The sequence below is a fragment of the Streptomyces sp. NBC_00377 genome, assembly GCF_036075115.1.
GTDB lineage: Bacteria > Actinomycetota > Actinomycetes > Streptomycetales > Streptomycetaceae > Streptomyces.
In genome coordinates, this window is the sequence record NZ_CP107958.1 from 3,890,906 (window position 1) to 3,915,167 (window position 24,262).

Annotated in this window: 19 protein-coding genes and 1 riboswitch; of the genes, 11 read left to right on the forward strand and 8 right to left on the reverse strand. The window is 71.9% G+C overall.

Annotation, left to right across the window (positions count from 1 at the left end):
* The first annotated feature begins 216 nt into the window (after positions 1 to 216).
* Entirely contained in the window at positions 217 to 1,170 is a 954-nt protein-coding gene (locus tag OHS71_RS17505; RefSeq protein WP_328480311.1) for a M28 family metallopeptidase, read from the forward strand.
* A gap of 56 nt (positions 1,171 to 1,226) precedes the next feature.
* Here OHS71_RS17505 and OHS71_RS17510 read toward each other — a convergent pair whose 3' ends face one another.
* Positions 1,227 to 2,735 carry a tetratricopeptide repeat protein gene (locus OHS71_RS17510; protein WP_328480312.1) on the reverse strand — a complete coding sequence of 503 codons (1,509 nt, stop codon included), beginning with the start codon at positions 2,733 to 2,735 and terminating at the stop codon, positions 1,227 to 1,229.
* Between the two features lie 216 nt (positions 2,736 to 2,951).
* Between OHS71_RS17510 and OHS71_RS17515 the strand changes: the two genes are divergently transcribed.
* From OHS71_RS17515 to OHS71_RS17525, 3 genes are all read left to right on the forward strand, one after another.
* Entirely contained in the window at positions 2,952 to 3,458 is a 507-nt protein-coding gene (locus OHS71_RS17515) for a hypothetical protein (protein WP_328480313.1), read from the forward strand.
* A 37-nt stretch (positions 3,459 to 3,495) separates the two neighbouring features.
* Positions 3,496 to 4,764, forward strand: a complete 1,269-nt coding sequence (locus tag OHS71_RS17520) for an amidase (RefSeq protein ID WP_328480314.1) — start codon at positions 3,496 to 3,498, stop codon at positions 4,762 to 4,764.
* 67 nt (positions 4,765 to 4,831) lie between these two features.
* The gene (locus OHS71_RS17525; protein ID WP_328480315.1) at positions 4,832 to 5,419 is read left to right on the forward strand and encodes a flavodoxin family protein; all 588 of its coding nucleotides are present in this window, start codon (positions 4,832 to 4,834) and stop codon (positions 5,417 to 5,419) included.
* Between the two features lie 108 nt (positions 5,420 to 5,527).
* Here the strand turns inward: OHS71_RS17525 and OHS71_RS17530 are convergent, their stop codons facing one another.
* The 4 genes from OHS71_RS17530 to OHS71_RS17545 all read right to left on the reverse strand — a co-directional run bounded on the left by OHS71_RS17530 (position 5,528) and on the right by OHS71_RS17545 (position 10,353).
* Positions 5,528 to 6,496 carry an ABC transporter permease gene (locus tag OHS71_RS17530; protein ID WP_328480316.1) on the reverse strand — a complete coding sequence of 323 codons (969 nt, stop codon included), beginning with the start codon at positions 6,494 to 6,496 and terminating at the stop codon, positions 5,528 to 5,530.
* The gene (locus tag OHS71_RS17535; protein WP_328480317.1) at positions 6,483 to 7,451 is read right to left on the reverse strand and encodes an ABC transporter ATP-binding protein; all 969 of its coding nucleotides are present in this window, start codon (positions 7,449 to 7,451) and stop codon (positions 6,483 to 6,485) included. The genes OHS71_RS17530 and OHS71_RS17535 overlap by 14 nt, the downstream gene beginning before the upstream one ends.
* A 103-nt stretch (positions 7,452 to 7,554) precedes the next feature.
* Positions 7,555 to 8,820 (reverse strand): LolA family protein, encoded by a 1,266-nt coding sequence (locus OHS71_RS17540; protein WP_328480318.1) that lies wholly within the window; start codon positions 8,818 to 8,820, stop codon positions 7,555 to 7,557.
* A 522-nt stretch (positions 8,821 to 9,342) separates the two neighbouring features.
* Positions 9,343 to 10,353: a polyprenyl synthetase family protein gene (locus OHS71_RS17545; RefSeq protein WP_189925387.1), complete on the reverse strand. Its 1,011-nt coding sequence runs from the start codon at positions 10,351 to 10,353 to the stop codon at positions 9,343 to 9,345.
* 705 nt (positions 10,354 to 11,058) lie between these two features.
* A riboswitch (cyclic di-AMP (ydaO/yuaA leader) is annotated at positions 11,059 to 11,270 on the forward strand.
* A gap of 3 nt (positions 11,271 to 11,273) precedes the next feature.
* Between OHS71_RS17545 and OHS71_RS17550 the strand changes: the two genes are divergently transcribed.
* Positions 11,274 to 11,747 carry a transglycosylase SLT domain-containing protein gene (locus tag OHS71_RS17550; protein WP_328480319.1) on the forward strand — a complete coding sequence of 158 codons (474 nt, stop codon included), beginning with the start codon at positions 11,274 to 11,276 and terminating at the stop codon, positions 11,745 to 11,747.
* A gap of 77 nt (positions 11,748 to 11,824) precedes the next feature.
* Here OHS71_RS17550 and OHS71_RS17555 read toward each other — a convergent pair whose 3' ends face one another.
* On the reverse strand, positions 11,825 to 12,649 hold the full coding sequence (locus OHS71_RS17555; RefSeq protein WP_328480320.1) for an HAD family hydrolase: 825 nt from the start codon (positions 12,647 to 12,649) through the stop codon (positions 11,825 to 11,827).
* A gap of 518 nt (positions 12,650 to 13,167) precedes the next feature.
* Between OHS71_RS17555 and OHS71_RS17560 the strand changes: the two genes are divergently transcribed.
* The 6 genes from OHS71_RS17560 to OHS71_RS17585 all read left to right on the forward strand — a co-directional run bounded on the left by OHS71_RS17560 (position 13,168) and on the right by OHS71_RS17585 (position 20,690).
* Complete coding sequence (locus tag OHS71_RS17560) at positions 13,168 to 14,232, forward strand: GNAT family N-acetyltransferase (protein ID WP_328480321.1); 1,065 nt, start codon at positions 13,168 to 13,170, stop codon at positions 14,230 to 14,232.
* Positions 14,233 to 14,348: 116 nt separating this feature from the next.
* A complete protein-coding gene (locus OHS71_RS17565) occupies positions 14,349 to 15,647 on the forward strand; it encodes a glycosyltransferase (protein ID WP_328480322.1) in 1,299 nt (432 codons plus the stop codon).
* A 119-nt stretch (positions 15,648 to 15,766) separates the two neighbouring features.
* Entirely contained in the window at positions 15,767 to 16,522 is a 756-nt protein-coding gene (locus tag OHS71_RS17570; protein WP_328484545.1) for a polysaccharide deacetylase family protein, read from the forward strand.
* A gap of 113 nt (positions 16,523 to 16,635) precedes the next feature.
* On the forward strand, positions 16,636 to 18,585 hold the full coding sequence (locus OHS71_RS17575) for a hypothetical protein (RefSeq protein WP_328480323.1): 1,950 nt from the start codon (positions 16,636 to 16,638) through the stop codon (positions 18,583 to 18,585).
* A gap of 13 nt (positions 18,586 to 18,598) precedes the next feature.
* Positions 18,599 to 19,381, forward strand: a complete 783-nt coding sequence (locus tag OHS71_RS17580; protein WP_328480324.1) for a hypothetical protein — start codon at positions 18,599 to 18,601, stop codon at positions 19,379 to 19,381.
* 70 nt (positions 19,382 to 19,451) lie between these two features.
* Positions 19,452 to 20,690 carry a glycoside hydrolase family 26 protein gene (locus OHS71_RS17585; RefSeq protein ID WP_328480325.1) on the forward strand — a complete coding sequence of 413 codons (1,239 nt, stop codon included), beginning with the start codon at positions 19,452 to 19,454 and terminating at the stop codon, positions 20,688 to 20,690.
* Here OHS71_RS17585 and OHS71_RS17590 read toward each other — a convergent pair.
* Together OHS71_RS17590 and OHS71_RS17595 are read right to left on the reverse strand one after the other, a co-directional pair.
* On the reverse strand, positions 20,611 to 23,034 hold the full coding sequence (locus tag OHS71_RS17590; RefSeq protein WP_443046967.1) for a lipopolysaccharide biosynthesis protein: 2,424 nt from the start codon (positions 23,032 to 23,034) through the stop codon (positions 20,611 to 20,613). The genes OHS71_RS17585 and OHS71_RS17590 overlap by 80 nt on opposite strands.
* Positions 23,027 to 24,262 (reverse strand): DegT/DnrJ/EryC1/StrS family aminotransferase, encoded by a 1,236-nt coding sequence (locus OHS71_RS17595; protein WP_328480326.1) that lies wholly within the window; start codon positions 24,260 to 24,262, stop codon positions 23,027 to 23,029. The genes OHS71_RS17590 and OHS71_RS17595 overlap by 8 nt, the downstream gene beginning before the upstream one ends.

Genomic DNA, 24,262 nt, shown 5'->3' on the forward strand with positions numbered 1-24,262 from the left:
TCCATGCGGCTCAATGCCAGTCAATGTGACTCAATGGCGCTACGTGCGGCTTGATGGGGGTTCGGTATGTGAACCTGCTGTCCGGATAGCGCTCTTGACGGCGTGTTGACCCCGGCTTCACCATCCAGGCACCCCATTCACTGTGGACTACCTGTAGGCGTCCAAGGTGCTCGACGGTCGCCCACGGGTGTCCCGCTGGAATTCGGAGCCCCCACCATGAAGCTCCCCCTTTCCGGGCGCGCGACGGCAACCGCCGTGGTCGCGGCCATCACCCTGCTCGCCACCGGGTCCATAGCCGGGGCGGCGCCCGCCCCCGGGTCCGGGACGCTCGCCGCCGCTCCCGACGTCCCCGTGGCCAACGTCAAGGCCCACCTGGCCCAACTCCAGTCCATCGCCACCGCCAACGGCGGCAACCGGGCACACGGCCGTACCGGCTACAAGGCCTCGCTCGACTACGTGAAGGCCAAGCTGGACGCCGCCGGGTACACCACCACCATCCAGCAGTTCACCTCCTCCGGCCGCACCGGCTACAACCTCGTCGCCGACTGGCCCGGCGGCGACACCAACCAGGTCCTGATGTCCGGGTCCCATCTGGACTCCGTGACGGCCGGGGCCGGGATCAACGACAACGGCTCCGGCTCGGCGGCCGTCCTGGAGACGGCACTGGCCGTGGCCAGAGCCGGCTACCACCCGACCAAGCACCTGCGGTTCGGCTGGTGGGGCGCGGAGGAGCTGGGCATGGTCGGGTCCCGGTACTACGTCAACAACCTCTCCTCGGCGAACCGGGCCCGCATCAGCGGCTACCTGAACTTCGACATGATCGGCTCGCCGAACCCCGGCTACTTCGTCTACGACGACGACCCGGCCATCGAGAAGACCTTCAAGGACTACTTCGCCGGCATCGGCGTCCCCACGGAGATCGAGACCGAGGGCGACGGCCGCTCCGACCACGCCCCCTTCAAGAACGCGGGCGTTCCGGTGGGCGGCCTGTTCAGCGGCGCCGACTACATCAAGACGGCGGCGCAGGCGGCGAAGTGGGGCGGTACGGCCGGACGGGCCTTCGACCGCTGCTACCACTCCTCCTGCGACACCACGGCCAACATCGACGACACGGCCCTGGACCGCAACGCGGACGCGCTCGCGTACGCGGTCTGGGCACTGTCCTCCTGAGCTGCCCTCCTGAGCAGCCCTGCTGAGCTGTCCTCCCGAGCGGATCGGCCGGGCCGTTACGCGCCTGCCTTACGGGCGCGTTCGGCCAGCCGGAGCATGCGCGCGCGGGCGGACTCCAACTCCTCGACGTCGTCGGCTGCCGGACCGTCCTCGGTGGTGAGCTCGGTCCACAGTCCGAGGAGTTCGGTCCCGAGGTTCAGTCCCTGGAACGGGTCGCGTACGGCACGCCAGGCCGCCGCCGCGCTCTGGATGTCGCCGTACGCGGCCTCCGCGTCCCGGGTCCGGCGGTGGATGCGGGCCAGGTCGAGGGAGACGTGGAAGGAACGCAGCGGATCCCCTGCCAAGTAGGCGATGTACGCGGTGAGTTCACGTAGCCGGAGCACCTCCGGGTGCTCCGGTCCCAGCGTCCCGGACGCCTCCAGTACGGTCCGCTCCGCGAGCTCGGCCGCGGCGTCCGTCCGGCCCGCCCGCACGGCCTCGTTGACCCGCGCGATCGGCTCCGCGAGGAGAGCGCGGGCGCCGCCCTCGCCGTGCAGGGTGCGGGGGTCGTCCCCGAGCACCGCCTCGGCTACGGCGTCGAAGCCACGGGCGGGGGTGGGCTTGAAGCCGGGGTCCGGGTCGAAGGCCGAGTCGGAGATGAGGCCTTCGGGGAGGAGGGGAGTGAGCGCGGGACCCGTCACGGGAACGGGACCCTGGCTGGGTGCGGAGGCAGGGGCCGGAAGCGGGAGTGGAAGAGGGATGGGAACCGAGGCGGAGATCGGAGCCGGGGTGTCCACCGGTCCAGGGGCGGAGGTCGGACTCGGAACGGGCGGGTCCACCGCGACAGAGGTCGGGATCGGGGTCGGGGTCGGGGTGTACGTCGGGGCTGAGGCCGGGGCCGGGGCGTGGGTTGTGTCCGTGTTCGGCTGCTCGTCCATCGTCGGTGGCGGGCCGAACACGCCCGTCGGTGCGGTGACCGTGCCCGGGGCCGGGGTGCCTCCCGCGCGGACGGGCGCCCGACCCGGTTCCCGCTCCGTTTCCTGCTCCCTTTCCGGCTGGGACACCGCGCGCAACGTGAAGGTCGGGGCGGACTCCCCCACCGGCTCGGGCACCTGTCGCAGGAGATGCGTGGCCTTGTCGCGTCCCTCCTGCGCGGTCTGTCCGTCGACGAAGGGCGCACGCGGGCCGGTTGCCGTGCCCCGGTCGACCGGTACGGGCGCGCCGGCGGGCGCCGGCCTGTCGGTCGGCACGGCGGCGGACACGGGTTCGGCGGACGGCACGGGCGTCCGCAAGGGGTCCGCCGTGAAGTGGCTGGAACCGTCCGGGTCGACGCGCAGGGCGACGACGTAGCCGATGCGTTCGTCGTGGATCACGGCGCGAACGGGGTGACCGGTGGCGAGGGCGATGCGGTGCAGGTGGCTCAGGACGGCGCGCTGGATCTCCTCGCCGTCGTGCGCCACGACCGGCACACCGCCTATCGTCGCCGTCCCACCCTCGCGGACGTGGACATCGAGCGGTGCCGTCACGGCGGCCGTGCGGCCGGCGTGCTTCTGTTCCCGCTTCTTCTCGCGGCTGAGTCGAGACATCGGTTCCTCACTCGGATGCGCCGTCACGATCCGGTCGTCCAGATACGCGTACGTGTACACGTACTGTTGAGTCTCTCCGAGCGCTCCCGGTCCGCACGTCACCGCGACGTCACAGCCTCGTTCCAGGAACTCACGCCCCGCTTCCGGGGCGGCTCCCGGACCACCAGGATCAGGGGCGTCCCGGAGGGACGGCGACGACGGGGAGGAACGCGGGTCATGCGGACGACGGACGGGCAGCGGGGGCCGGAGATCTGGATCCGCGGGCCGGTGGCCGCACCCGATCCGGTGCCGGTGCCGCACGCCTCCACCGCCGCGCCCCGGCACTTCTCCTGGGTCGCCACGCACGGCGGGGCCGGCGGCTCCACCCTCGCCGCGGTCTACGGCGGTCACGACTGCGGGCGCGGGTGGCCCGGCGCCGGCGATCCGCCGTCCGTACTGCTGGTGGCCCGTACGCATGCGGCGGGGCTGGAGTCCGTCCTGCGGGCCCTCGACGTCTTCCGGCGCGGGGAAGCCCCGCACGGGCTCGACCTGGACGCCGTGGTCCTCGTCGCGGACGCTCCGGGGCGGCTGCCACGGCCGCTCGTCCAGCGGGTCCGGGTGATCGAATCGGTCATCGACGTGTACCGCGTCCCGTGGGTGACGGACTGGCGCCTGGGCGACCTGGGAGGGAAGCCGCCCCGCGGGACGGAGCCCCTTGCCCGGCTCACCGGAGTCCGCTGCTGAGAAGGTCCGGGGCGACGGGAGTGGAGGGCGGTGCGGGATGACGGCCGGAACCACACCGGTGCCGGGGGCGGGGCGCGGGTTCCCTGTATGGCCCTCGGCTGTGGAGATCGCGGCGGCCGTGCGGGCGGGGCGGTTGTCGGCCGTCGACCTGACCGGCGAGGCGCTCGGCCGGATCGCGCGGGTCGACCGTTTCCTGTGCGCCTTCGCCGAGGTGTGGGAGGAACGGGCACGAGCGTGGGCGCGTGAGGTCGATGCGCGGGTCGCCGCGGGCGAGTGGCTGCCACTGGCCGGGGTGCCGATCGGCGTGAAGGGGCGTCACGGGCTCCGTGCGGCGGGTCCGCTGGTCGCCGCCGGATGCGTGCCGGTGGGCGCGACCGCCGTACCCGGACCCGGCACTCCTTGGCAGACCTGGGGCCTCGGCGCCCACGGCCGGACCGTCAACCCCTGGCGCGCCGACCGCACGCCTGGCGGTTCCTCGGCCGGTTCCGCGGCCGCAGTGGCCGCCGGGCTGGTCCCCCTGGCGACCGGCAGCGACGGAGCGGGCTCGATACGGATTCCGGCCGCGTGGTGCGGTGTGATCGGCCTGAAGACAACCCACCGGCGGCCCCCGCCCGGCAAGGGAGGGGAGCCGGTCTCCCGGGACCGTACGGGGCTGGCGGCCCCCGGCGTCCTGGTCCGCCACGCGGCGGACGCCGAGGCCTGCACGCGCGTGGCGGACGCCAGGGTGTACGCGCGCGTGGCAGGTCCCGGGGCGGCAGTCGACGGGGTGGGCACTGTTCCGCCGCTCGCCGCCTTCTCCGCCGACCTCGGCTTCGCCGATCCCGACCCCGGGCCACTCGCCCTGGCCCGTGCCGCGGCCGGGCGCCTCGCCGAGTCCGGCGCCGTACGACTGCTGCCGTCAGGCGCGTCCCCGCGGCTTGCCGACCCCGCCCCCGCCTGGCTCGCGCTGCGCACCCCCGGATCGGACCTCCGCGCGGCGGAACGGCTCCGGGAAGCCAACAACCGCCTGCTGGCCGACTTCTTCGCCCGCGCCGACCTGCTGCTGACCCCGACGACCCCGAACGCCGCACACGGTCACGAAGGGCCGGGCGACCGGTACTCGACCGCGCTCACCTGGGCGTTCAACCTGAGCGGACATCCGGCGATCAGTGTCCCGGCGGGGATCGGCGCCGACGGCTGCCCGGTGGGCTTGCAGATCGTCGCGGCCCACGGCCGTGAGCCGGCGCTGCTCGCGACCGCCGAAGCCGTTCAAGCCGCGCGGGACGCACAAGACGGTCGAGCCACAGACGGTCAAGCCACCCTTTGATACTTGTGCACGCATATAATGCAGGTGCAGACTATCGTCGTACGCACACTACCTGGGGGAGCGGATCATGAGTCGTCGCAGTTTTCTGTTCGTGCTCGGCAGCAGCCGTTCGGACGGCAACACCGAATCGCTGGCCCGCGCGGCCGCCGAGCAGTTGCCCTCCGACGTCGAGCAGACCTGGATCAGCCTGGCCCGGCACCCGCTGCCCGACTTCGAGGACCAGCGGCACGACACCGACCACGTCCGCCCCACCGAGGGCAGCGCGGCGCTGCTGCTCGACGCCACGCTCGCCGCGACCGACATCGTGATCGCGTCCCCGCTGTACTGGTATTCGGTGTCCGCACAGACCAAGCGCTACCTGGACCACTGGTCGGGCTGGCTGCGCACGCCCGGTCTGGACTTCGGGGCGACGCTCGCCGGGCGCACCCTCTGGGGCGTCACCGTGCTCGCGGACGACCAGCCGGTGGTCGCCGACCCGCTGGTCGGCACGCTCAACAACTCGGCCGCCTACTTGGGCATGTCGTTCGGCGGCGTGCTGCTCGGCAACGGAAGCAAGCCCGGTGACGTCCTCAGGGACACGGAGGCGCTGACCCGCGCCAAGACCTTCTTCACGCGGGAGGCACCGGCCGCCCGCTTCCTGTACCAGACGCCCTGACAGCCCCGCGCGGAGCCGACCGACAACTGCACGGGATGCGGTGGAGCCGCGCGGGGCCGACCCCGACCGCTGCACGGGTCCACCCAGCCCTACGCGACCCGACCGGGCCTACGCCGTGACGTCCTTGGTCGTGAAGCGCGCCCAGGCCGCCGAACCGAAGACGGCCGCGTACAGGGTCTGGAGGCCGAGGTTCTTCTCCAGGTCGTCCCAGTAGACGGGCTCACGCATCAGGTCGGCGAAGGACAACCAGTGGTGCGAGAAGAAGTACGGCTGCAACGCGTGCAGTTGGGGAATCTGGTCGAGGATCTGCACCGTGATCAGCAGGCCCACCGTCGTGGCCATCGCCGCGATGCCACTGCTGGTGAGCGTGGAGACGAACAGTCCGAGCGCGGCAACACCGATCAGGGAGGCGGCGACGACCAGGGCCATCAGGAGCGCCCTCACCAGCCCCTCGCCGAAGCCGATCCGGGTGCCGGAGATCGTCGTCAGGTCGCCCAGCGGAAAGAGCAGCGCCCCGACCGTCAGCGCCGAGAGCGCGACCACGAGCGTGGCCACCAGGCAGAAGGTCATGACGGTCGCGTACTTGGCCAGCAGCAGACGGGTGCGGCCCGCGGGAGCGACCAGGAGGTACCGGAGCGTGCCCGCGTTGGCCTCGCCGGCGATCGAGTCGCCCGCGATGACACCGATCGCCATCGGCAGGAAGAACGGCAGGGTCACGGCCAGCGCGGTGAAGACCAGGAACAGGCCGTTGTTGGTGACCTGTGAGATGAACGCCGGCCCGTCGCCGCCCCCTCCCCCACCGCCGCGTCCGCCGGACGGGCCGTCACCCGTCTCGATCTTCACGGCGATCCCCACCAGTACGGGCACGGCCGCGAGCACGCCCAGCAGCGCGAGGGTGCGCCACCGCCGGAAGGTGGTCAGCAGTTCACTGCGCAGCAGCCCGAACGTCCAGGTCCAGTTCCGCTTGGACGGCGGTGCAGCCCGCGTCCCGGTCGGCGCCGGCGCCGGCACCTGTTCGTGTGAGATGCCGGGGCCCGGGACCCCGTTGCGGTCACCCACCGTGTCAGCCCGCGACATCGAATCCCTCCCCCGTGAGAGCCACGAACGCGTCCTCCAGAGAGGCCCGCTCGACGGCGAAGCCGCGGACGCGCACGCCCGCAGTCACCAGAGCGGCGTTCAGGTCGGCGGGATCGCGGTCCGGTGGCGGCGCCTCGGCACTCACACGGTCCTCGCCGAGGACGACGTCGTCCGCTCCCTGCTCCTTCAGCACCCGGGCCGCGTCCACCGGGTCCGGGGTGGTCACGACCAGCCGTCCGCGGGTCCCCGCCGCGAGGTCGGCCACCGGTCCCTGGACGAGCAGCCGGCCCTGCGCCATCACCGCCGCGTGCGTGCACACCTGCTCGATCTCGTCGAGCAGGTGCGAGGAGAGGAAGACGGTCGTGCCCTCCGCGGCCAGCTCCCGGATCAGCGAGCGGATCTCCCGCATGCCCTGTGGATCCAGACCGTTGGTCGGCTCGTCGAGGACGAGCAGGCGGCGGGGCTGGAGGAGGGCGGCGGCGAGGCCCAGCCGCTGCTTCATCCCGAGGGAGTACGCCTTCGCCTTCTTGCCGGCGGCGGCGGTCAGTCCCACCCGCTCCAGCGTCGCCGTGACCCTCGCGCGCCGGGTGCGCGGATCGGCCGTCGGGTCGGCGGCGTCGTAGCGGAGCAGGTTGTCGCGACCGGAGAGGAACCCGTAGAGGGCGGGGCCCTCGATCAGGGTCCCGACGTGCGGCAGCACGGCGCGCGCGGCCCGCGGCATGGGCTGCCCCAGCACGCGGGCCGAGCCGGCCGTGGGCTCGATGAGCCCCATCAGCATGCGGATGGTGGTGGTCTTGCCGGACCCGTTGGGGCCGAGGAAGCCGAAGACGCTGCCCGCCGGGACGGTCAGGTCGAGACCGTCGACGGCGAGCTGACCACCGCGGTAGCGCTTGGTGAGAGCGCGGGTGTGGATGACGGCCCCGTCCTCCACGGGCTCCCGCACTGACTCCCCCATCGGCTTCCCCATTCGGATTTCCCGTCTCCGGTGCCCGTAGGACCCTGTCGTGCCGGTACCCGTAGGACGGTTCCCGCGGCCTCCGCCTCCCGCGCCGTACCGCCTACTTCGCCGCGTTCGCCGCCTTCACCAGGGCGTCCTTGGTGACGGCGCCGACGTACACCTTGCCGTCGTCCGTCATCAGGGCGTTGATCAGACGGGTGGAGAACACGGTGCCGGAGCCGAACTTCCCGGACACCTTGTCGCCCAGGGTGCCGAGGAAGCCGCCGAGGTCGCCGCCGGCCTCGGAGCCCGAGGGCATGCCCTCACCGCCGGTGCCGAAGACCGCGACGGACGTCCAGCCCTCGCCGAGGACGTCGGGGCCCTCGGAGCCGTCCTGGCCCTCGAGGTCCTTCGCCAGGCCGCCGGGCAGGCCGGGCAGGGCGGAGTGCCCCGGTGCGGTCTCCCCGGCTTTGCCCTCGTCGGCCTTGCCGGGCTCGTCGCCCTCGGTGACCTTCGCGCCCTTGGGAGCGGTGAAGTCGAACGTGGACGCGGCGGGCTTGGCGAAGGTGACCTGGGTGAAGCCCGCGTCCACGACGGCGGCGCCGCCGCTCGCCGGAGTCAGCGTGAACTTCAGCGGCAGACCCGTCTTCGCGTCCACGGCCACACTGATCGCGCCGACCGTGGAACCGGACTGCTTCGGCTTGACCAGCAGCTTGTAGGCGTCCCGGCCGGCGACCTGGACGGTGCCGTCCACCGTCACGGAGGTCGTGTCGTCGACCGCCTTCAGGGCGTCCTCGGTGAGGTCCTTGGGCGTGGCGGGGACGGGCGCCTCCGCCTTCCCGGAGCTCTCGTCGACGGTGGAGTGATAGACCTCGTTGGAGGCGCTGTCGTACCCCCACACGTTCTTGCCGTTGTGGATGACGCTGTATTCGGCGGCGTTCTCCAGCAGTGAGAGCTTCTGCCGGTCCGGGCCGTCGGCGGCGACGCGCAGGGTGTGCGTGCCGGCGGCGAGTTCGGTGAGCTTGGCGGACGGGTCGGCGGACGAACCGTCACCGCCCTGCTGAGCGACCCCGGAGAGGAGTCCGCTCTCCAGCCCGCCGAGGTCGGGCAGCCCGAGATCGGTGGTGATCTTCACCGTTCCGGACAGCTGCTGTACGTCCGATGCCGCGATCTTGTCCAGGAGCTGCTGTGCGGTGATCTTCGGCAGGTCGGGGTCGCCGGAGTCGGCGAGCGCCGGAACCAGGCCGATCGTCGCCGCCGCGACACCGATCACGGTGACCGGGACGATGTACCGGGCCGCCTTGCGCCGTCCGAGGCGCAGGTCGTCGGCCTCCCCGCCGGTCGGCTCCGCGCCGGTCGTGGTGTCGTCGGATGCCTTCGGTGCCATGTGTGCCTTACCTCCGTCGTCGGCGGCGGCTGGTCATCTCACGCTGTGAACGTCCCCACCCCAAGCCGCCATTCTCACCCGAATCGGTGAGGAGTGGTGTTTTCCGTGGTTCCCATCTGACCAAATGAGCCACGACGAAGCGTCAACCCGAGGACTCAACTCCACATACGCCTGCGGTATGACACGAAGGCGACGAGGTGGCATCCGACCCGTAGGGGTACCGGGGGTCACCCGGCCCGGACGGGTGTCAGGGGCCGCCGGCCCGGAAGGGCGTCAGGGGGCGGCCGGCCCGGAGGGGCGGGTCGTCAGGGGTCACCCGGCACCGACGGGTGTCAGCGGCCGCCGGCCCGGAGGGGCGGGTCGTCAGGGGTCACCCGGCACGGACGGGTGTCAGCGGCCGCCGGCCCGGAGGGGGGGGCAAGGGCCGCCCCGCACCGACGGATGTCAGAGGGGGCCGGCCCGGAGGGGCAGGGCTCGCCCGGCACCGACGGGTGCCGGGGCGTCAGGCCGGGACGGCGGGGGTCACCCCGCCCGGTGGACCACCGCGTCGCAGAGTTCCATCAGCGCCGCCTTGGCGTCGCACTCCCGCAGCGGCGCCAACGCGGAGCGGGCTTCCTTCGCGTACCGCACGGTGTCCCGGCGGGCCTGCTCGAGCGCCGGGTGGGCCCGCAGCGCCTCCAGCGCCTCGGTGTGCCGGGCGTCGTCGCTCAGGTCGGAGTCCAGCAGCTCGCACAAGGCGATGTCCTCGGGCAGGGACAGGCGTGCCGCCCGCTCCCGCAGCCGCAGCACGGGCAGCGTGGGAACGCCCTCGCGCAGGTCCGTCCCCGGCGTCTTGCCCGACTCGTGGGAGTCGGACGCGATGTCCAGGACGTCGTCCGCCAGCTGGAAGGCGACGCCGAGCCGCTCTCCGTACTGCGTCAGCACGTCGACGACCGTCTCGTCGGCGCCCGACATCATCGCCCCGAAGCGGCAGGCCACCGCCACCAGCGAGCCCGTCTTGCCGCCGAGCACGTCGAGGTAGTGATCGACCGGGTCCCGCCCGTCCGTGGGACCCGCGGTCTCCAGGATCTGGCCGGTGACCAGCCGCTCGAACGCCTCCGCCTGCACCCGCACCGCCTCCGGCCCGAGGTCGGCCAGGATGTGGGAGGCACGCGCGAAGAGGAAATCGCCGGTCAGGACGGCGACGGAGTTCCCCCAGCGGCTGTTCGCGCTGGACACCCCGCGCCGCACGGCGGCCTCGTCCATCACGTCGTCGTGGTACAGCGTGGCCAGGTGGGTCAGCTCCACCACGACGGCCGAGGGCACGACACCCGGCGCGTAGGGGTCCCCGAACTGCGACGCGAGCACCACGAGCAGCGGCCGGAACCGCTTCCCGCCCGCTCGTACGAGGTGCTGGGCGGCCTCCGTGATGAACGGGACCGCACTCTTGGTGGCCTCGAGCAAGCCTTCCTCGACAGCCGTCAATCCGGCCTGGACATCGGCTTCCAGAGCCTGGTCCCGCACGCTCAGCCCGAACGGCCCGACGACGGTCACGAGGGGTCTCCTGTCTGCTGGTGTCTACTGGCGATTACGCGGTTTGTCGATAGGTCTCTGCCATCACTCAAGTCAGCGTATCCGGTCACGTTTCGATCACCGATAGCCCCCACGTCCGCCGGGCTCGAATGGCCCGCCCCGGAGGTGCCACGCAGGCCAGGCGGTATCGGATCACACCCGATATGTTTTTGATCAGCTCAGATGAGCGGACATCAATAGAATTGCCGGGATGTGTTGATTCATGTCCCGCGCCGAGGGTGCCACCACTCCGGCGGGGCGGCCCTCCCCTTCCGCGTGACGATGATCACGGCCTCCCCTTCGGGACCCTTCGGGACCCCAGGGGACTCTCCGGGACCCTTGGGGATCTTTCGGGACACCCTCCCCGAGGCCCCCTGCGTACCGGCCCTGCACCCCGCTTCCCACCTGGCACCCACCGCCGGTGCTTTAACGATGAGTTGGACCTAATGCCCGATTAGCCAGTCTTGTGAACGCTGGTGAGTTGGCTCACTCCGCACAGTGGCCCACCGGAAGATCACCCTTCACCGATTCTCCGCACTCCCCAAGCGAGTTGAAGCTTTGCACCAACAAAGGATCAAGCACCCCATAGGTCACAGACCAAGGTCAATAGGGGTCATCTGTGAATCCGGTACTTGTTCCGGACATGTGCTCTCGCATACGTTCCCGGCCTGTCGGGCGGAACGCCGAATCCTGCCGCCGCCCGAACCACCCATCCAGAACGCTCGGCAGGAGCGGGGGAACCAGGTAAGCCGCCGAACCGGAAGTCGGGACGTCTCGGATAATTCAGACGTTTCGCACAGCCGGTACGGCTCGGGGTGAAGTCGCGTCCGTCAGGAGGCGACCGGGCAGCTCCCGCCCGAACCCGACAGCTCACCTCGCAGGCGCCGGAGAGGAAATTCGTCATGCCCGCTGCCGCTCAGCCGCGCCGCAACCGTCTCGTCCGCACGCTCACCGTCGCCGTCACCGGCGCGGCCGTGCTCGCCCTCCCGCTCATCGGCGCGACCAGCGCCTCCGCGGCGACGCCGACCGTCACCACCGCCTCCAGCCTCGGCTACGCCAACAACCTCGACGGCTGGATCCGCGCCTCCCTCCAGGTCATGGGGCAGCACGGCATCCCGGGGACGTACAACGGCATCTACCGCAACGTCATCCGCGAGTCCTCGGGCAACCCCCAGGCCATCAACCTCTGGGACTCCAACGCGGCCGCGGGCATCCCGTCCAAGGGGCTGCTCCAGGTCATCGACCCGACCTTCCGCGCCTACCACGTCGAGGGCACGTCCTGGGACTCGTACGACCCGGTCGCGAACATCACCGCCGCGTGCAACTACGCGGCCGCGCGGTACGGCTCGATCGACAACGTGTTCGGCGCGTACTGACCTTCCCGTCGGTACGGCCCGTCGGCACGGACGGTTCCACAGGGACTGACCGCTTCAGCCGGTACGGACCGCCCCGTTCACGGAAACAGTCGTTCGAGGACGACGGCCACGCCGTCGTCCTCGTTCGACGTCGTCACCTCGTCGGCCACCGCCTTCAGCTCGGGATGGGCGTTGGCCATGGCGACTCCGCGGGCCGCCCAGTCGAACATCGGGATGTCATTGGGCATGTCCCCGAAGGCGAGGGTGTCCTCGGGCCGCAGCCCCAGGACCTCGGCCGCCAGGGCCAGACCCGTCGCCTTGGTGATCCCGCAGGGCTGGAGTTCGACCGTGCCCGGCCCTGACATGGTGACGGTGGCCAGCGAACCGACCACCGAACGGGCCGTGGCCGCCAACTCGTCGTCCGACAGGCTCGGGTGGCGCAGCAGCACCTTGCTGATCGGCTCGCACCACAGGTCGTCGCGCCGCCCGACGCGCAGGGCGGGCAGCGTCGGGTGCGGCATGCGGTAGCCCGGCTCGATGAGCGTCAGCCCGTCGACACCGTCCTGGTCGACGGCCGCGTAGAGCTGCCCGACCTCGGCCTCGATCTTGCCGAGCGCGGTCTCGGCCAGCTCCCGGTCCAGGGTGACCGACCACAGCAGACGGTCCGCGCCGACGTCGTACAACTGCGCGCCCTGCCCGCACACCGCGAGCCCCCTGCTGTGCAGCCGGTCGAGCAGTGGGCGCACCCGGGGCGCGGGCCGTCCTGTCACCACCAGGTGGCGTGCGCCGGAGTGCACCACCCGCGCGAGCGCGTCGAGCGACCGGTCCGAGAAGGTGTCGTCGCCGCGGAGCAGCGTTCCGTCCAGGTCGGTGGCGATGAGGGAGTACGCGGTGCGCGCGGCATATGCGGTGGGTGCGGCCATGATCAGAGAATACGGATCCCACACCCCTCGGGTTCGACGCGAACCGGACGACGGTCATGTCCTGTCCGGTTCTGCCAACTCCCCTTGCAGGACTGGCTTTGTACGACTGCCGGACGACTGGCTGAAGACTGACTGCGGCTGCGGCTGCGGCTGCGGCTGCGGCTGCGGCCACCGGTTGCCGGTTGCCGGTTGCCGGTTGCCGGTTGCGGAAGACGGTGGGACCGGCCGGGAGCCGATGGCCGGACCGGCCGGGGACCGGCGGGGCGATCGCGGGTCGGTGGCGGGCCGACTGGGGACGACGGCGGGTTTATCACGGCCCGCTGACGGCGAACCGGCGGTTGCCCGACCCGGGGGAACGGCTTGCCGCCACATCGCCGGGTAGCGGATGGTTGACGGCCTCTGCACCGGTTGGCAACAACTTGGGATGCTACCTACCGCGATGACAGGTGGAGCGGTACCGTCCAGGTGTCCAGGGGGGACTTGATCGGGGGGTCAGGTTGAGCAGTGGGCGCATTCGTGTGCTGAGGCCGCAGGACCTCGGCGAGGGGGAGAGGGAGCGGTGGCGCGCGCTGCGTGCCGCGTCGGCGCTTCCGCGAAACCCCTTCATGGAACCGGAGTTCACCGACGCCGCGGGCCCGGTACGGCCGCACGCGCGCGTGGCGGTGGTGTACGAGGGGCGTGAGCCGGTCGGCTTCCTGCCCCACGAGCGGGGCCGGCTCGGTCAGGGCCGGGCACTCGCGTACGGCGTCGCCGACGCTCAGGGCGCGGTGCTGGCCCCGGGTCTCGGACTGAACGCCGGCGAACTGATGCGGGCGTGCGCCCTGTCGAGCTTCGCCTTCGACAACCTGGAGGCGGAACAGGGCCTGTTCACGCCGTACGCGGCCGAGGAGTACGCCTCCTATGTCATCGACGTCGAAAAGGGTTACGAGACCTACGAGTCCGTACTGCGTGCCCAGTCGCCCAAGTTCCTGAAGACGACGTTGGCCAAGGAGCGCAGGCTCGGCCGTCAGGTCGGGGAGTTGCGGTTCGTGTTCGACGAACGCGATCCGGCCGCGCTGCGCACGCTCATGGCATGGAAGTCGGCGCAGTACCGCAGGACAGGCCGTCGCGACCGTTTCGCGCAGGAGTGGATCACCCGGCTCGTGTACGCGCTCGCCGAGACGCGCGCACCGGAGTGCCGCGGCACGCTCTCCGTCCTCTACGCCGGCGGCCGGCCGATCGCCGCGCACTTCGGCCTGCGTTCGTCGACCGTCCTGGCCTGCTGGTTCCCTTCCTACGAACCGGAGTTCGCGAAGTTCTCGCCCGGCCTGGTGCTGCATCTGCGGATGGCCGAGTCGGCCGCCGCCGAGGGCATCGGCCTGCTCGACCTGGGGCGGGGCGCGGCCGAGTACAAGGACTCGCTGAAGACCGGGGAGATCCCCGTCTACGAGGGTGCGTGGTCGCGACCGGGGGTGGGCGCGGCGCTCCACTGGCTCAGCCGTGAGCCGTCCCGCCGGGCACACCACTTCGTGCGCAACCGGCCCGGGCTCGCCGCGGCGGCCGCACGGACCCTGAAGAGTGCGGGCCGACTGCGCCGGTCGTGACGGTCACCCCCGCCACGACGCCCGGGCCCCGGCCCGGCGGGAACGGTGTGTCCGGTGAGCGCTTTCGGATCACGACGGTCAGCACGCTCAGGACGGTCATGAGACAAGGGGGGTTCATGTCCCGCGCAAGAGGGGTGCAGCAGGAGATGCAGAGGTTCCTCGGCATCCGGCCCGTACAGGTCGCCGAGCTGGAGCTGGACGGCAGCGGTGTGCTGAGACCCGGTCCGGGCAGCCCTCCCGTCACGCCCGGTGAGGTGTTCGTGCTGGTCAGACGCGCGGGCCGACCGATAGGGACGCTGCTCGCGCAGGTTCCGGAGGGCACGGATCCGAAGTCGGTCCTCCTTGACCTGGCCGCTCGGAGGCACGGAGACGCAGGACCTGCGGGTGGTCCGGCGCCTGCTCCGGCACGCGGTCCGGCCCGCGTGCCGTTCACCACGGTCGTCGTCGCCACCCGTGAGCGCGCCGAGAAGCTCGCGCATGCCCTCGACTCGCTGCTCGCGCAGGACCACCCGGACTTCGAGATCGTCGTCGTCGACAACGCGCGCGTGACGCACGCGACCCGGGACCTGGTGCGGCGCAAGTACGCCGAGCGTGTGCGGTACGTGACCGAACCGATGCCGGGGCTCGCCGTCGCGCACAACAAGGGCGTCGGGGCCGCCCGGGGCGAGGTGATCGCCTTCACCGACGACGACGTCGTGGCGGACCCGCGCTGGCTCACGGAACTCACCGCGCCCTTCACCGCCGACCCGGGTCTCGGCTGCGCCACCGGCCTCATCCTGCCGGCCCGGCTCGGCACCCCTGCCCAGGTCCTCCTGGAGAGCCACGGCGGCTTCGCCAAGGGCTTCACGGCCCGCACCTACGACCCGAAGGAGCCGCCCGCCGACGAACCGCTGTTCCCGTTCACCGCCGGCCGCTTCGGCTCCGGCGCCAACATGGCCTTCCGTGCCGAGGTGCTGCGGGCGGTCGGCTGCTTCGACCCGGCGACCGGCGCGGGCACGCTCGCGCGAGGCGGCGACGACCTCTACGGGTTCGTCCGCGTCCTGGCCGACGGTCACCGGCTGCACTACACCCCACGGGCCCTGGTCTGGCACCACCACCGTGAGACCTGGCGGGACCTGGAGACGCAGGCGTACGGCTACGGCGCCGGCCTCACCGCCTACCTCACGGCGATCCTCGTCAACCGTCCCGGCCTGCTTCCCGCGTTCCTGGCCCGCCTGCCCCGGGGGATCGCCCACGCGCGGACGCTGACGGCCGGCAGGGAGGCGGGGGCCACGGCGGGCGGCTCGCCCGGCGGACACGACGACCGCAGCCACGCCTGGCCAGGCCGGCTGTCCCGGCTCCAGCGGCGCGGCATGCTCTACGGGCCGGTGGGCTACCTGCGGGCCAGGCGCGCGTGGCGAGGTGCAGCGCGATGACGTCGTCCGCGCACAGAGCCGACGCGAACCACATCGACGGCAGCGGCAGCGGCAGCGGCAGCGGCAGTATCGGTGCCCGCGGGGTGGGCTGCATTCCGGTGTTCCTGTACCACGCGGTCATGGACGATCCGCCCGGCTGGATCGCCGAGTTCACCATCAGCCCGAAACAGTTCGGCGAGCACCTGGACGCCGTCGTGGACAGCGGCCGTACGCCCGTCACCATCAGCTCGCTCGCCGACCACCTCGCCGGGCGGGCGCCGCTGCCGTCCCGCCCGGTGCTGCTCACCTTCGACGACGGTTTCGCCGACCTGCCCGGCGCGACCGCCGAGGCCCTGGCCGGGCGCGGGCTGTCAGCGACCGCCTACCTCACCACCGGAGCGATCACGCGAGGCGGGCGCAGCCTGCTGCCGTCCGCTCCGATGATGACGCTGGAACAGGCGGCGGAACTCGAGCAACACGGAGTGGAGATCGGCAGCCACACCGTCACCCATGCGCAGCTGGACACCCTCGGGCCCAAGGCACTCGCGCACGAACTGCGTTCTTCGCGTTCGGTGTTGGAGGACGCCCTCGGGCATGACGTCCGCCATCTCGCCTACCCGCACGGCTACAACAGCGCTCGGGTACGGCGTATGGCGGCGGCCGTGGGCTACGAGACGGCCACCGCGGTGCGGCACGCGCTCAGTTCGGACCGCGACGAGCACTACCGCATCGCCCGGCTGATCGTGCGCCGCAGCCACACCGTCGCCGATGTCCAGGGCTGGCTGGCGGGCTCGGGCGCCCGGGTGGCCCCGTACCGCGACAGCCCCAGAACCGTCGGCTGGCGGTGGTACCGCCGCGCCCGCGCCGTCGTGCGGGGACCCGTGTTCGCCGGCTGAGCGGAGGCCGAGCGAGCCGGTGAGGGGGCTGAGGCGGGCAGTCGAGTTCGACGATTTTGGTGTGAAAAGAAGAGAAAATTCCTATAGTTGGCATGGGGGAGGGGAGCCTCGACGTGCAACAGAACGTACCTGTGCCGAGCACGCCCGCGCCGAGCACAGATTCAGGGAGCACGCCTTTACCGAGCACCGAGAGCAGTGAGCTGCCCACCCCCGACCGCTCCGCCGGACCGGGTCCTCCGAGCCGGACCACGGGCGGTGGCCGCAGACCCTGGCGGATCCCACGCCGTCCACCGGACGCCGCCCTGCTGACCCTGCTGCTCGCCGCCGGGCTGTGGGTGTACGCGCTGCCCCGCATCGGCTTCCGCGAGATGGGCGACTACGGCCTGCTGGACCGGCTGCCGGTCGCCTACTACCTCTCCCTGCTGGTCCTCACCGCGGGCTTCGTCCTCAGCCTGCGTCGCGCGGGCACCGCACCCTGGTGGCCGGCCGCGCACTGTGCCGCGCTGCTCCTCGCACTGAAGGCGCCACCGGCGGTGCTGTACGACGCGGTGCGCTACCCGTGGGCCTCCAAGCACGACGCCATCGTCAACACGCTGCTCGCCAACGGGGAACTGCGTCCTGGCGCGGCACTGTCGGGCAACATGTCGGCCTACGACCAGTGGCCGGGGTTCTTCACCCTCGACGCCGCTCTGGTGCGCGCCTTCGGCGTCGAGAGCGCCGCCGCCTACGCCAACTGGGCGCCGATCGTCGTCGGCCTGCTCATGATGCCGGTGCTGGTCCTGATCTACCGCACGTTCTGCGAGGACTGGCGGCTGGTGTGGACCGCCGTCTGGATCTTCCAGCTCGCCAACTGGGTGGGCCAGGACTACTTCGCCCCACAGGCGCTCGCGTACCTGCTGCATCTGACGATCCTCGCGGTGGTCCTGCGGCACTTCGTGCGCCCCGGATCCGCCGGCCGGCTGCGCGACCGCACCTTCCTCGACCCCGTGGCCGCCCCCGTCCCACCGCCGACGGGCAGCAGGCAGCGCGCGGTGTGCGTGGTGATCCTTGCCCCGCTGATCGCCGCCGTCAACGCCACGCACCAGCTCACCCCGGTGATGCTCACCATCTGCCTGGTCGCGCTGAGCTTCACCCGCCGCTACCGCAACTACGGGCTGCTGGTCGTCGCCGTGGTGCTCATGCTCACCTGGGACCTCACCATGGGGCGCCCGCTGTTCGTCGAGACGCTCTCCACCATCAGGCAGTCGATCGGCGAGCTGACCGAGAACTCCCGCGCGGGCTACACGGGCCGGCTCACCGGGCCGGGGCCCGAACTGGCGGGCACCGCCAACGTGGTGATGGTGCTCGCGATCGCCGTCCTCGCCGGGACCGCCGTCGTGCTGCGACGCAGGCTGACCCGCAGCGCGCTGCCGCTGCTGCTGGTGTCCGTCGCCCCGGTCCCCCTGTTCGCCGTCAACGACTACGGCGGCGAAATGCTGTTCCGCGTCTACCTGTTCGCCCTGCCGGGGGCGGCCTTCTTCGCCGCCGCCGCGCTCGTGCCGGCCGTCGCGGGGACCCGTCGCGGCAAGGCGAAGGCACTACGGCGCAGGGTCACGGCCGTCGCCCTGCCGGCCGTCCTGCTGATGCTGCTGGCCGGGTTCCTGCCGTCGTACTACGGCAAGGAGAAGATGTTCTACACGCCGCCGCAGGAGACGGCCCTGGTCACGAGAGCCCTCGACAACGCCCCCGACGGTTCACTCATCCTCGCCACCAGCGGTTCCTTCCCGCAGGCGCTCCATCATTACGACCGCCTCGAGCACTGGTTCTTCGCCGAACAGGCACTGCCCGAGAACGAGAAGATGCTGAAGGACCCGGCCCGCTACCTCGCTGCCGGAATCCCACCCGGCGCGAAGGCGTACGTCGTTCTCACCCGCACCCAGGACATCTACGCCGCCGGAGAGGGACTCCTGCCGCCCGACGGCTTCGAGACCCTGCGCTCGAAGCTCGCCGCCTCGCCCCTCTTCCGAACCGTCGAAAGCCATCCGTACGGCATTGTCCTCGAGTACCGCCCAGCCACTCCCTGACGTCACGACGGCCGTGGCGGCCTCGACGATCACGACAGCCACCGCGACCACCGCGACCACCGCGACCACCGCGACCACGACAAATGACCACAAGGTGATCGAATTGACGACCGCAGACCCCGCGGGCATCGGCAAGAAGGACATCGACAACCAGGTCATCCACCACCAGGTCGGCACGGGCGGCAGGGCCGGTGAGGGCCGCGCGGTGCGCGAGGGCGGAGACATGGACGAGGGCGGGAAGCGAGGCCGGAGCGGGGACAGTGGCGAGCGCGGGGACAGTGGCGTCGGGGCCGAGAGAGGCGACAGGGGCGACAGAGGCGATCGCGACGAGAGGGACGCGGCCACGAGTCACGAACTCGTGATCGACACCGGAACCGCCCGGGGCATGAGAGTCTCCGCCACTCACCTGAGGGTCCTCGTCGCGGCCTCCGGCTGGCTGGCGCTGGCCGCCACCGCCGTACCCGGTCCCTCTCCGCTGCGCTGGGTCCCGGTGCTGCTGTTCGCCCTGTTCGGTCCGGGTTGCGCAGCCCTCTATCCGCAGCCGGGCGGCCTGGCCTCCGGTGCCAGGCTGGAGGCCGTCGCACTCGCGGCGCCCCTCAGCCTGTCGCTCGGGGTACTGACCGCGACCTCGTTGTTCCTGGTCAAGAGCTTCTCGATGACCGCGTTCCTCGTCTCGCTCGCCTGCTTCACCACGGTCACCGCGGCCCTGCCGGGGCTGCCGCTGCCCGCCGCGCGGCGCGGCGCGGTCGAACGCGCCAAGGTCAGGCGCAGGCCCTCCGGAGGCAGTGACACATGACGGGCGGCATCGGCGGCGCGCACCACGCAGCCCGACCGAACCGCGTGGGACGAGGAGCACGGAGGACCACATGGGGGACGACTTGGCGGCCGAGTTCGAGGACGGGTTGAAGGAGGACCGGGCGGGCGCCCCGGAGCACCGCTCGGAGGCAGGCCCGCGGGACGGCCCGGGGCGACGTCGCCCGGAAGGTGAGGCGGGGGGCGACCCAGGAGGGGCGAGGCGGGCCTACAAGGCCGTCGTGCTGGTGGCGGTGGCCGCGCTGCTGGCCGGGCTCGGCATCTGGGCCGGCCGCTCCGAGGACCCGGATTCGACCACGGACGCCCTCCCCGACAACGCGGCCTCGGGTGAGCTGCCCGCCGGTGCCTGCGCCCCCACCGGCACGCTGGTACCGCCCTGCGGCGCATGGTGGGGCGCCGCCGTGCCGTACGCCGCGGACGGCTCGCTCAAGGACGCCGTGCACGGCTTCGAGAAGCGGATCGGCCGCAAGCTGGACCTCGTCTACAACTACCACGACATGTCGGGCACCGAGCTCGATGGGGAACTCCTCACCCCGGACGAACAGGAACTCGGCCGGGACCGACTGCTCATGCTGGCCTGGGAGTCCACCGTCTGGACCGAGCCGCACCACGAGAACTGGACGGAGACCCAGCTCGGCTGGAGGAACATCGCCTCCGGCGAGCTCGACAAGAAGATCCTCGATCCGCAGATCCGCCGGATCAGGGCCTACGGCAAACGCGTCTTCCTCTCCTTCGACCAGGAGACCGACGCCCGCATCAAGGAAGGGGCGGGCACCCCGCGGGAGTTCGTCGCCGCGTACCGCCATGTCCGCGACCGTTTCCGGAAACTGGGCGCGGACAACGTCGTATGGGTGTGGACCGTCTCCGGCTATCTCGGCAGCGCGGCCGACATGAAGGCGCTCTACCCCGGGGACGAGTACGTCGACTGGATCGCCATGGACCAGTACAACTACTACCAGTGCCACGGCACCGACGACTGGAAGGACTTCCTGCGCAGTCAGCGGCCCAGCTACGAGTGGCTGCGCGAGAACATCAGCGCCGACAAGCCGGTGATGCTCGCGGAGTTCGCCACCGCGCCGGACGCCGACGCCCCGCAGCGGCAACGCGACTGGTACACCCGGATCCCCGCAGCCGTGAAGAAGCTCCCTGAGGTGAAGGCGCTGGTGCACTGGAACCGGCCGACCTCCGAGGAGCCCGAGTGTGATCTGACCGTCAACGAGGGCCCGGGTCTGGACGGTTACCGGGAGGCGGGGAAGAACGGCTACTTCCACCAGCCCGTGCCGTCCCGCTGACCGCGCCCCGTGGGCGTCCCGCCCGCGCGCCGCGGCGGGCGAGCGACACGATCGCGGCGACGAGGGTGAGCCCGGCCAGCAGGGGCAGTGCCGTCGGCGAGAGCTCCAGCCGCCACACCCAGCCGCCCAGCGCGACGAGGTACAGGACCCCCCAGCGCCCCGGCCAGGTCAGCCACCGGTCCGCGCCCGCGAGCAGCAGCCACAGCGGTATGAGACACAGCAACTGCGCGACGAGTGGTGTCCAGCGCAGCAGCGACCCCGGCCCGTCGAGCCCCAGGCCCTCCGCGAGGAATCCGGCCGCCTTCGCGTACCACGCCCCACCGACGGGAGACGGCTCCCGGCCGAAGGCGACGGGTACGCCGTACAGGGCGAGCAGCACTGAACCGAGGGCCGCCCCCGGCAGCAGGGCGCTCCGCGCGGCGCGCAGCGTCACCGCGCCCACGAACACCAGGAGCAGCAGGCCCCCGGCGACCGTTGCCGTGGGCGGCAGCGCCGCCAGCTGCTGACGTCCGGTCTGCACGTCTCCGGTCGGGCCGTCGAGCCACGGCAGCTCACGCAGCGCCGCCCAGAAGACCCCGGTGGCTACAGCGAGCGTTCCCCACAGCCCACCCGCGACCCGCTTCTCCCGGCTGCCGGCCGCACTCCCCCGCTCCCGGCTGGAGGCGGCCCGGTCGGCCGCGACCGCCCGGGCCGCATCGTCGCGCCGCGCCTCCACAGCCAAAGGCCCCTGCGCAGCGCGCTGTGCACCCTCGCACCCCTTGTCGCTCTCGTCCTTCCCGTTCGCGTCGGCGGACTCGTGCGGCCGCACTATCAGCGCCAGCGTGTCCGCTTGCAGCGCCTCGCGTTCGTAGCCGGGACGCCCGATGAACAGAGTCACCGTGTCCTCGTCGACGCCCTCGCGTTCGTGAGCCGCCCGGCGCGCCCAGTTCGTGCCGTACCCGGCGGTGGCGTTCAGCCGTGCCCAGTGGGTGCCGTAGGCCGGACCGGCGGAGGACCGGCCTACGGGCAGCCGAGCGTTGCGGCGCAGCGCGGAGCGCAGACCGACGGCGGAGACGGTGGCGATCAGGGTCATGCTGAGCAGGACCGCCCAGCCGGCGCCCGCGATCCCGGCCGGCGCGAACAGTACGGCCGCGCTGCCCAGCACCAGCGCGCACATGGCGCCCTGGAGTGCGGCGAGCACGCCGGTGCGGCCCTGCACCCGCAGCACCCCGATGTACAGCTCGACCACGACCCGGGGCAGCGCCCCGGCGGCGAGCAGCCGCAGCACTGTGGTGCCGTGGTCGGCGTAGTCCTCGTTGAAAGGCAGCAGGATCTGCGGGGCGAACACCACCAGGACCAACACCACCGGCACCAGCAGCAGCGTCATACGGCGCAGCGCCCCGCGCACGCCCTCGGCGAGCTGCCGCGGGTCGTGCGAAGCGTGTGCGGTGAGGGAGGAGGCCATGTTGATGGCCATGAACTCCATGGTGCCGCCGACGGTGTACGCCACGTAGAAGTAGCCGTTCTCCGCCGCGCTGAAGCGCACCGCGACCATCACCGGCAGCAGGTTGATCATCGCCAGGCTGAACAGCGCGCCGAGCGAGTCCCCGGCCAGGAAGCGGCCCATCTCGCGCAGTGGGGGCGGCTCCAGGTCGCGGTCGGCGGCAGCCTGGCGCGGGATCAGCCGGCGGAAGATCAACCAGCCGAGGGGCAGCGTCGAGAGCGCGATCGCCATGGCCCAGGACACGAAGATGCCGAGCACCGGGAGCGCGGTCGCGAACACGGCCAGCAGGATCAGCTTGCCGATGGAGAACACCGCGTTGCCGAGGGGCACCCACCCCGACCTGCGCAGGCCGGTGAGCACCCCGTCCTGGAGCGTGAGCAGGGCCCACGCCACGCACGCGACGACGAAGGCCGCCCCCGCGGCGGCCGTGCCGAGCGGTGCGTAGGTCGCGCCCCACAGGTCGAGGGTGAGCAGGAAGGCGAACGCGGCGACGGCGACCACCACCGAACTGGCCGCGTACGCCCGCCACACCAGCGAGCCCGTGGCCCGCCCGGCACGCGGCACGAAGCGGACGACGGCCCCGATCATCGTCGTCGCCGTGATGCTGGCGAGCAGCCGCATCGCCGCGATCGCGGCCGAGCCCTGTCCGACGGCCTCCTCCGAGTAGTAGCGCGCCGCCACCAGCCAGAAGCCCAGGCCGAGCACGGCGGAGACGCCGGTGCTGAGCATCAGGAAGTAGGCGTTCTTGAACAGGGATCCGGGGCTCTGGGTACCGTCGGCCGGTGTCGTGGCCGCCGTCTCCTTTCCGACGGGCGGCGCCGAGGGCACGGATACCTGGATCTCGGCCTGTGTCTCAGCCACGGGTCGGCTCCAGCCCTCCCGGCGCCTCGGCCGGCCGGACGCCGGACTCCCGGAGCACCTCGACGACCTGCCGAGCCCGCAGCGGATCCACGGGCAGCGCATGCCGGGCGAACCAGCGGGCCCCCGCGGGATCGGGCGACAGGTCGGTGAAGGCGGCACCCGCGTAGTCGTCCAGGGGCGGGTCATAGAGGTACCCGACGATGATGCCCCGCCGCGCGAGCGCCGCCCTCGCGGCGTCCCGGTCGGCGACGAACAGCGGCACACGGAAGAGGGGTTGGGCCCGATCGGCGCGGGATGCCCCGGGCCGCGCCCACGGGGTGGACAGGAGCAGCTCGGTGCCCGCCCGGCAGGTCGTCAGCACCTCGTCCAGGTGGTCGAGTCTGCGGCCGATACGGCCCGCTCTCAGCGGCCCCGGACGCATCCGGTAGTCGTGCATGTCGACGCGGACCCAGGAGTCGTGGGCGGTGAGGTCCGGCGCGGTCTCGACGGCGCGGGCCAACTCGGCGGGCCGCAGCGGCATCCGGATCTCCTCCCGCTCCATCAGCCCGAGCAGCCGCATCGTGGCCCAGGCGGCCCGCCGCAACCGCAGCCCCCGTACGGCCGCCTCCGCGTACGGCCGGACGGTGTAGGCGAGTTCCGCCGTGAGCCGTGCCGGCAGCAGCAGGTCCTCGCAGGTCTTCTCCAGGGCTTCGCGCAGTCCCGGGTCGGCGCAGGCCAGGAACCCGCCGGCCTTGGCGCCGACGTGCTTGGAAAGGCTGAAGACGGAGGCGTCCCCCCAGGCCCCGACCGGCCTGCCCCCCACTTCGCTGCCGATGGCGTGCGCCCCGTCCTCGAACAACGGGATGCCCAGTGCGTCGCACTTCTCCCGCAGCCTCGGCGTGTCGTCGGGGTTGCCGTACAGATTCGTCGTGAGGACGCCGGACAGCGAGCCCCACATCTCGTCGGGCACGGCAGCGACGTCGATCGACGCGTCCAGCGGGTTCAACGGCGCCTGAACGGGCCGCAGTCCAGCCGCCAGCACGACGAAGAAGATCACGTCGTCGTTGACCGGCGACATCAGTACGCGTCCGCCGGGCGGGCACCAGTGGCGTAACGCCACGTACAGCCCGAATCTGCATGACGGTACATACACGCATTCCCGGCCGAGTCTGTCGCGCATGGTCGCTTCCAGCCGCTTCGGCCGTGAGCCACGCCGCGCCGACCCGAGGCCGGCCTCCCCTTTGGCCAT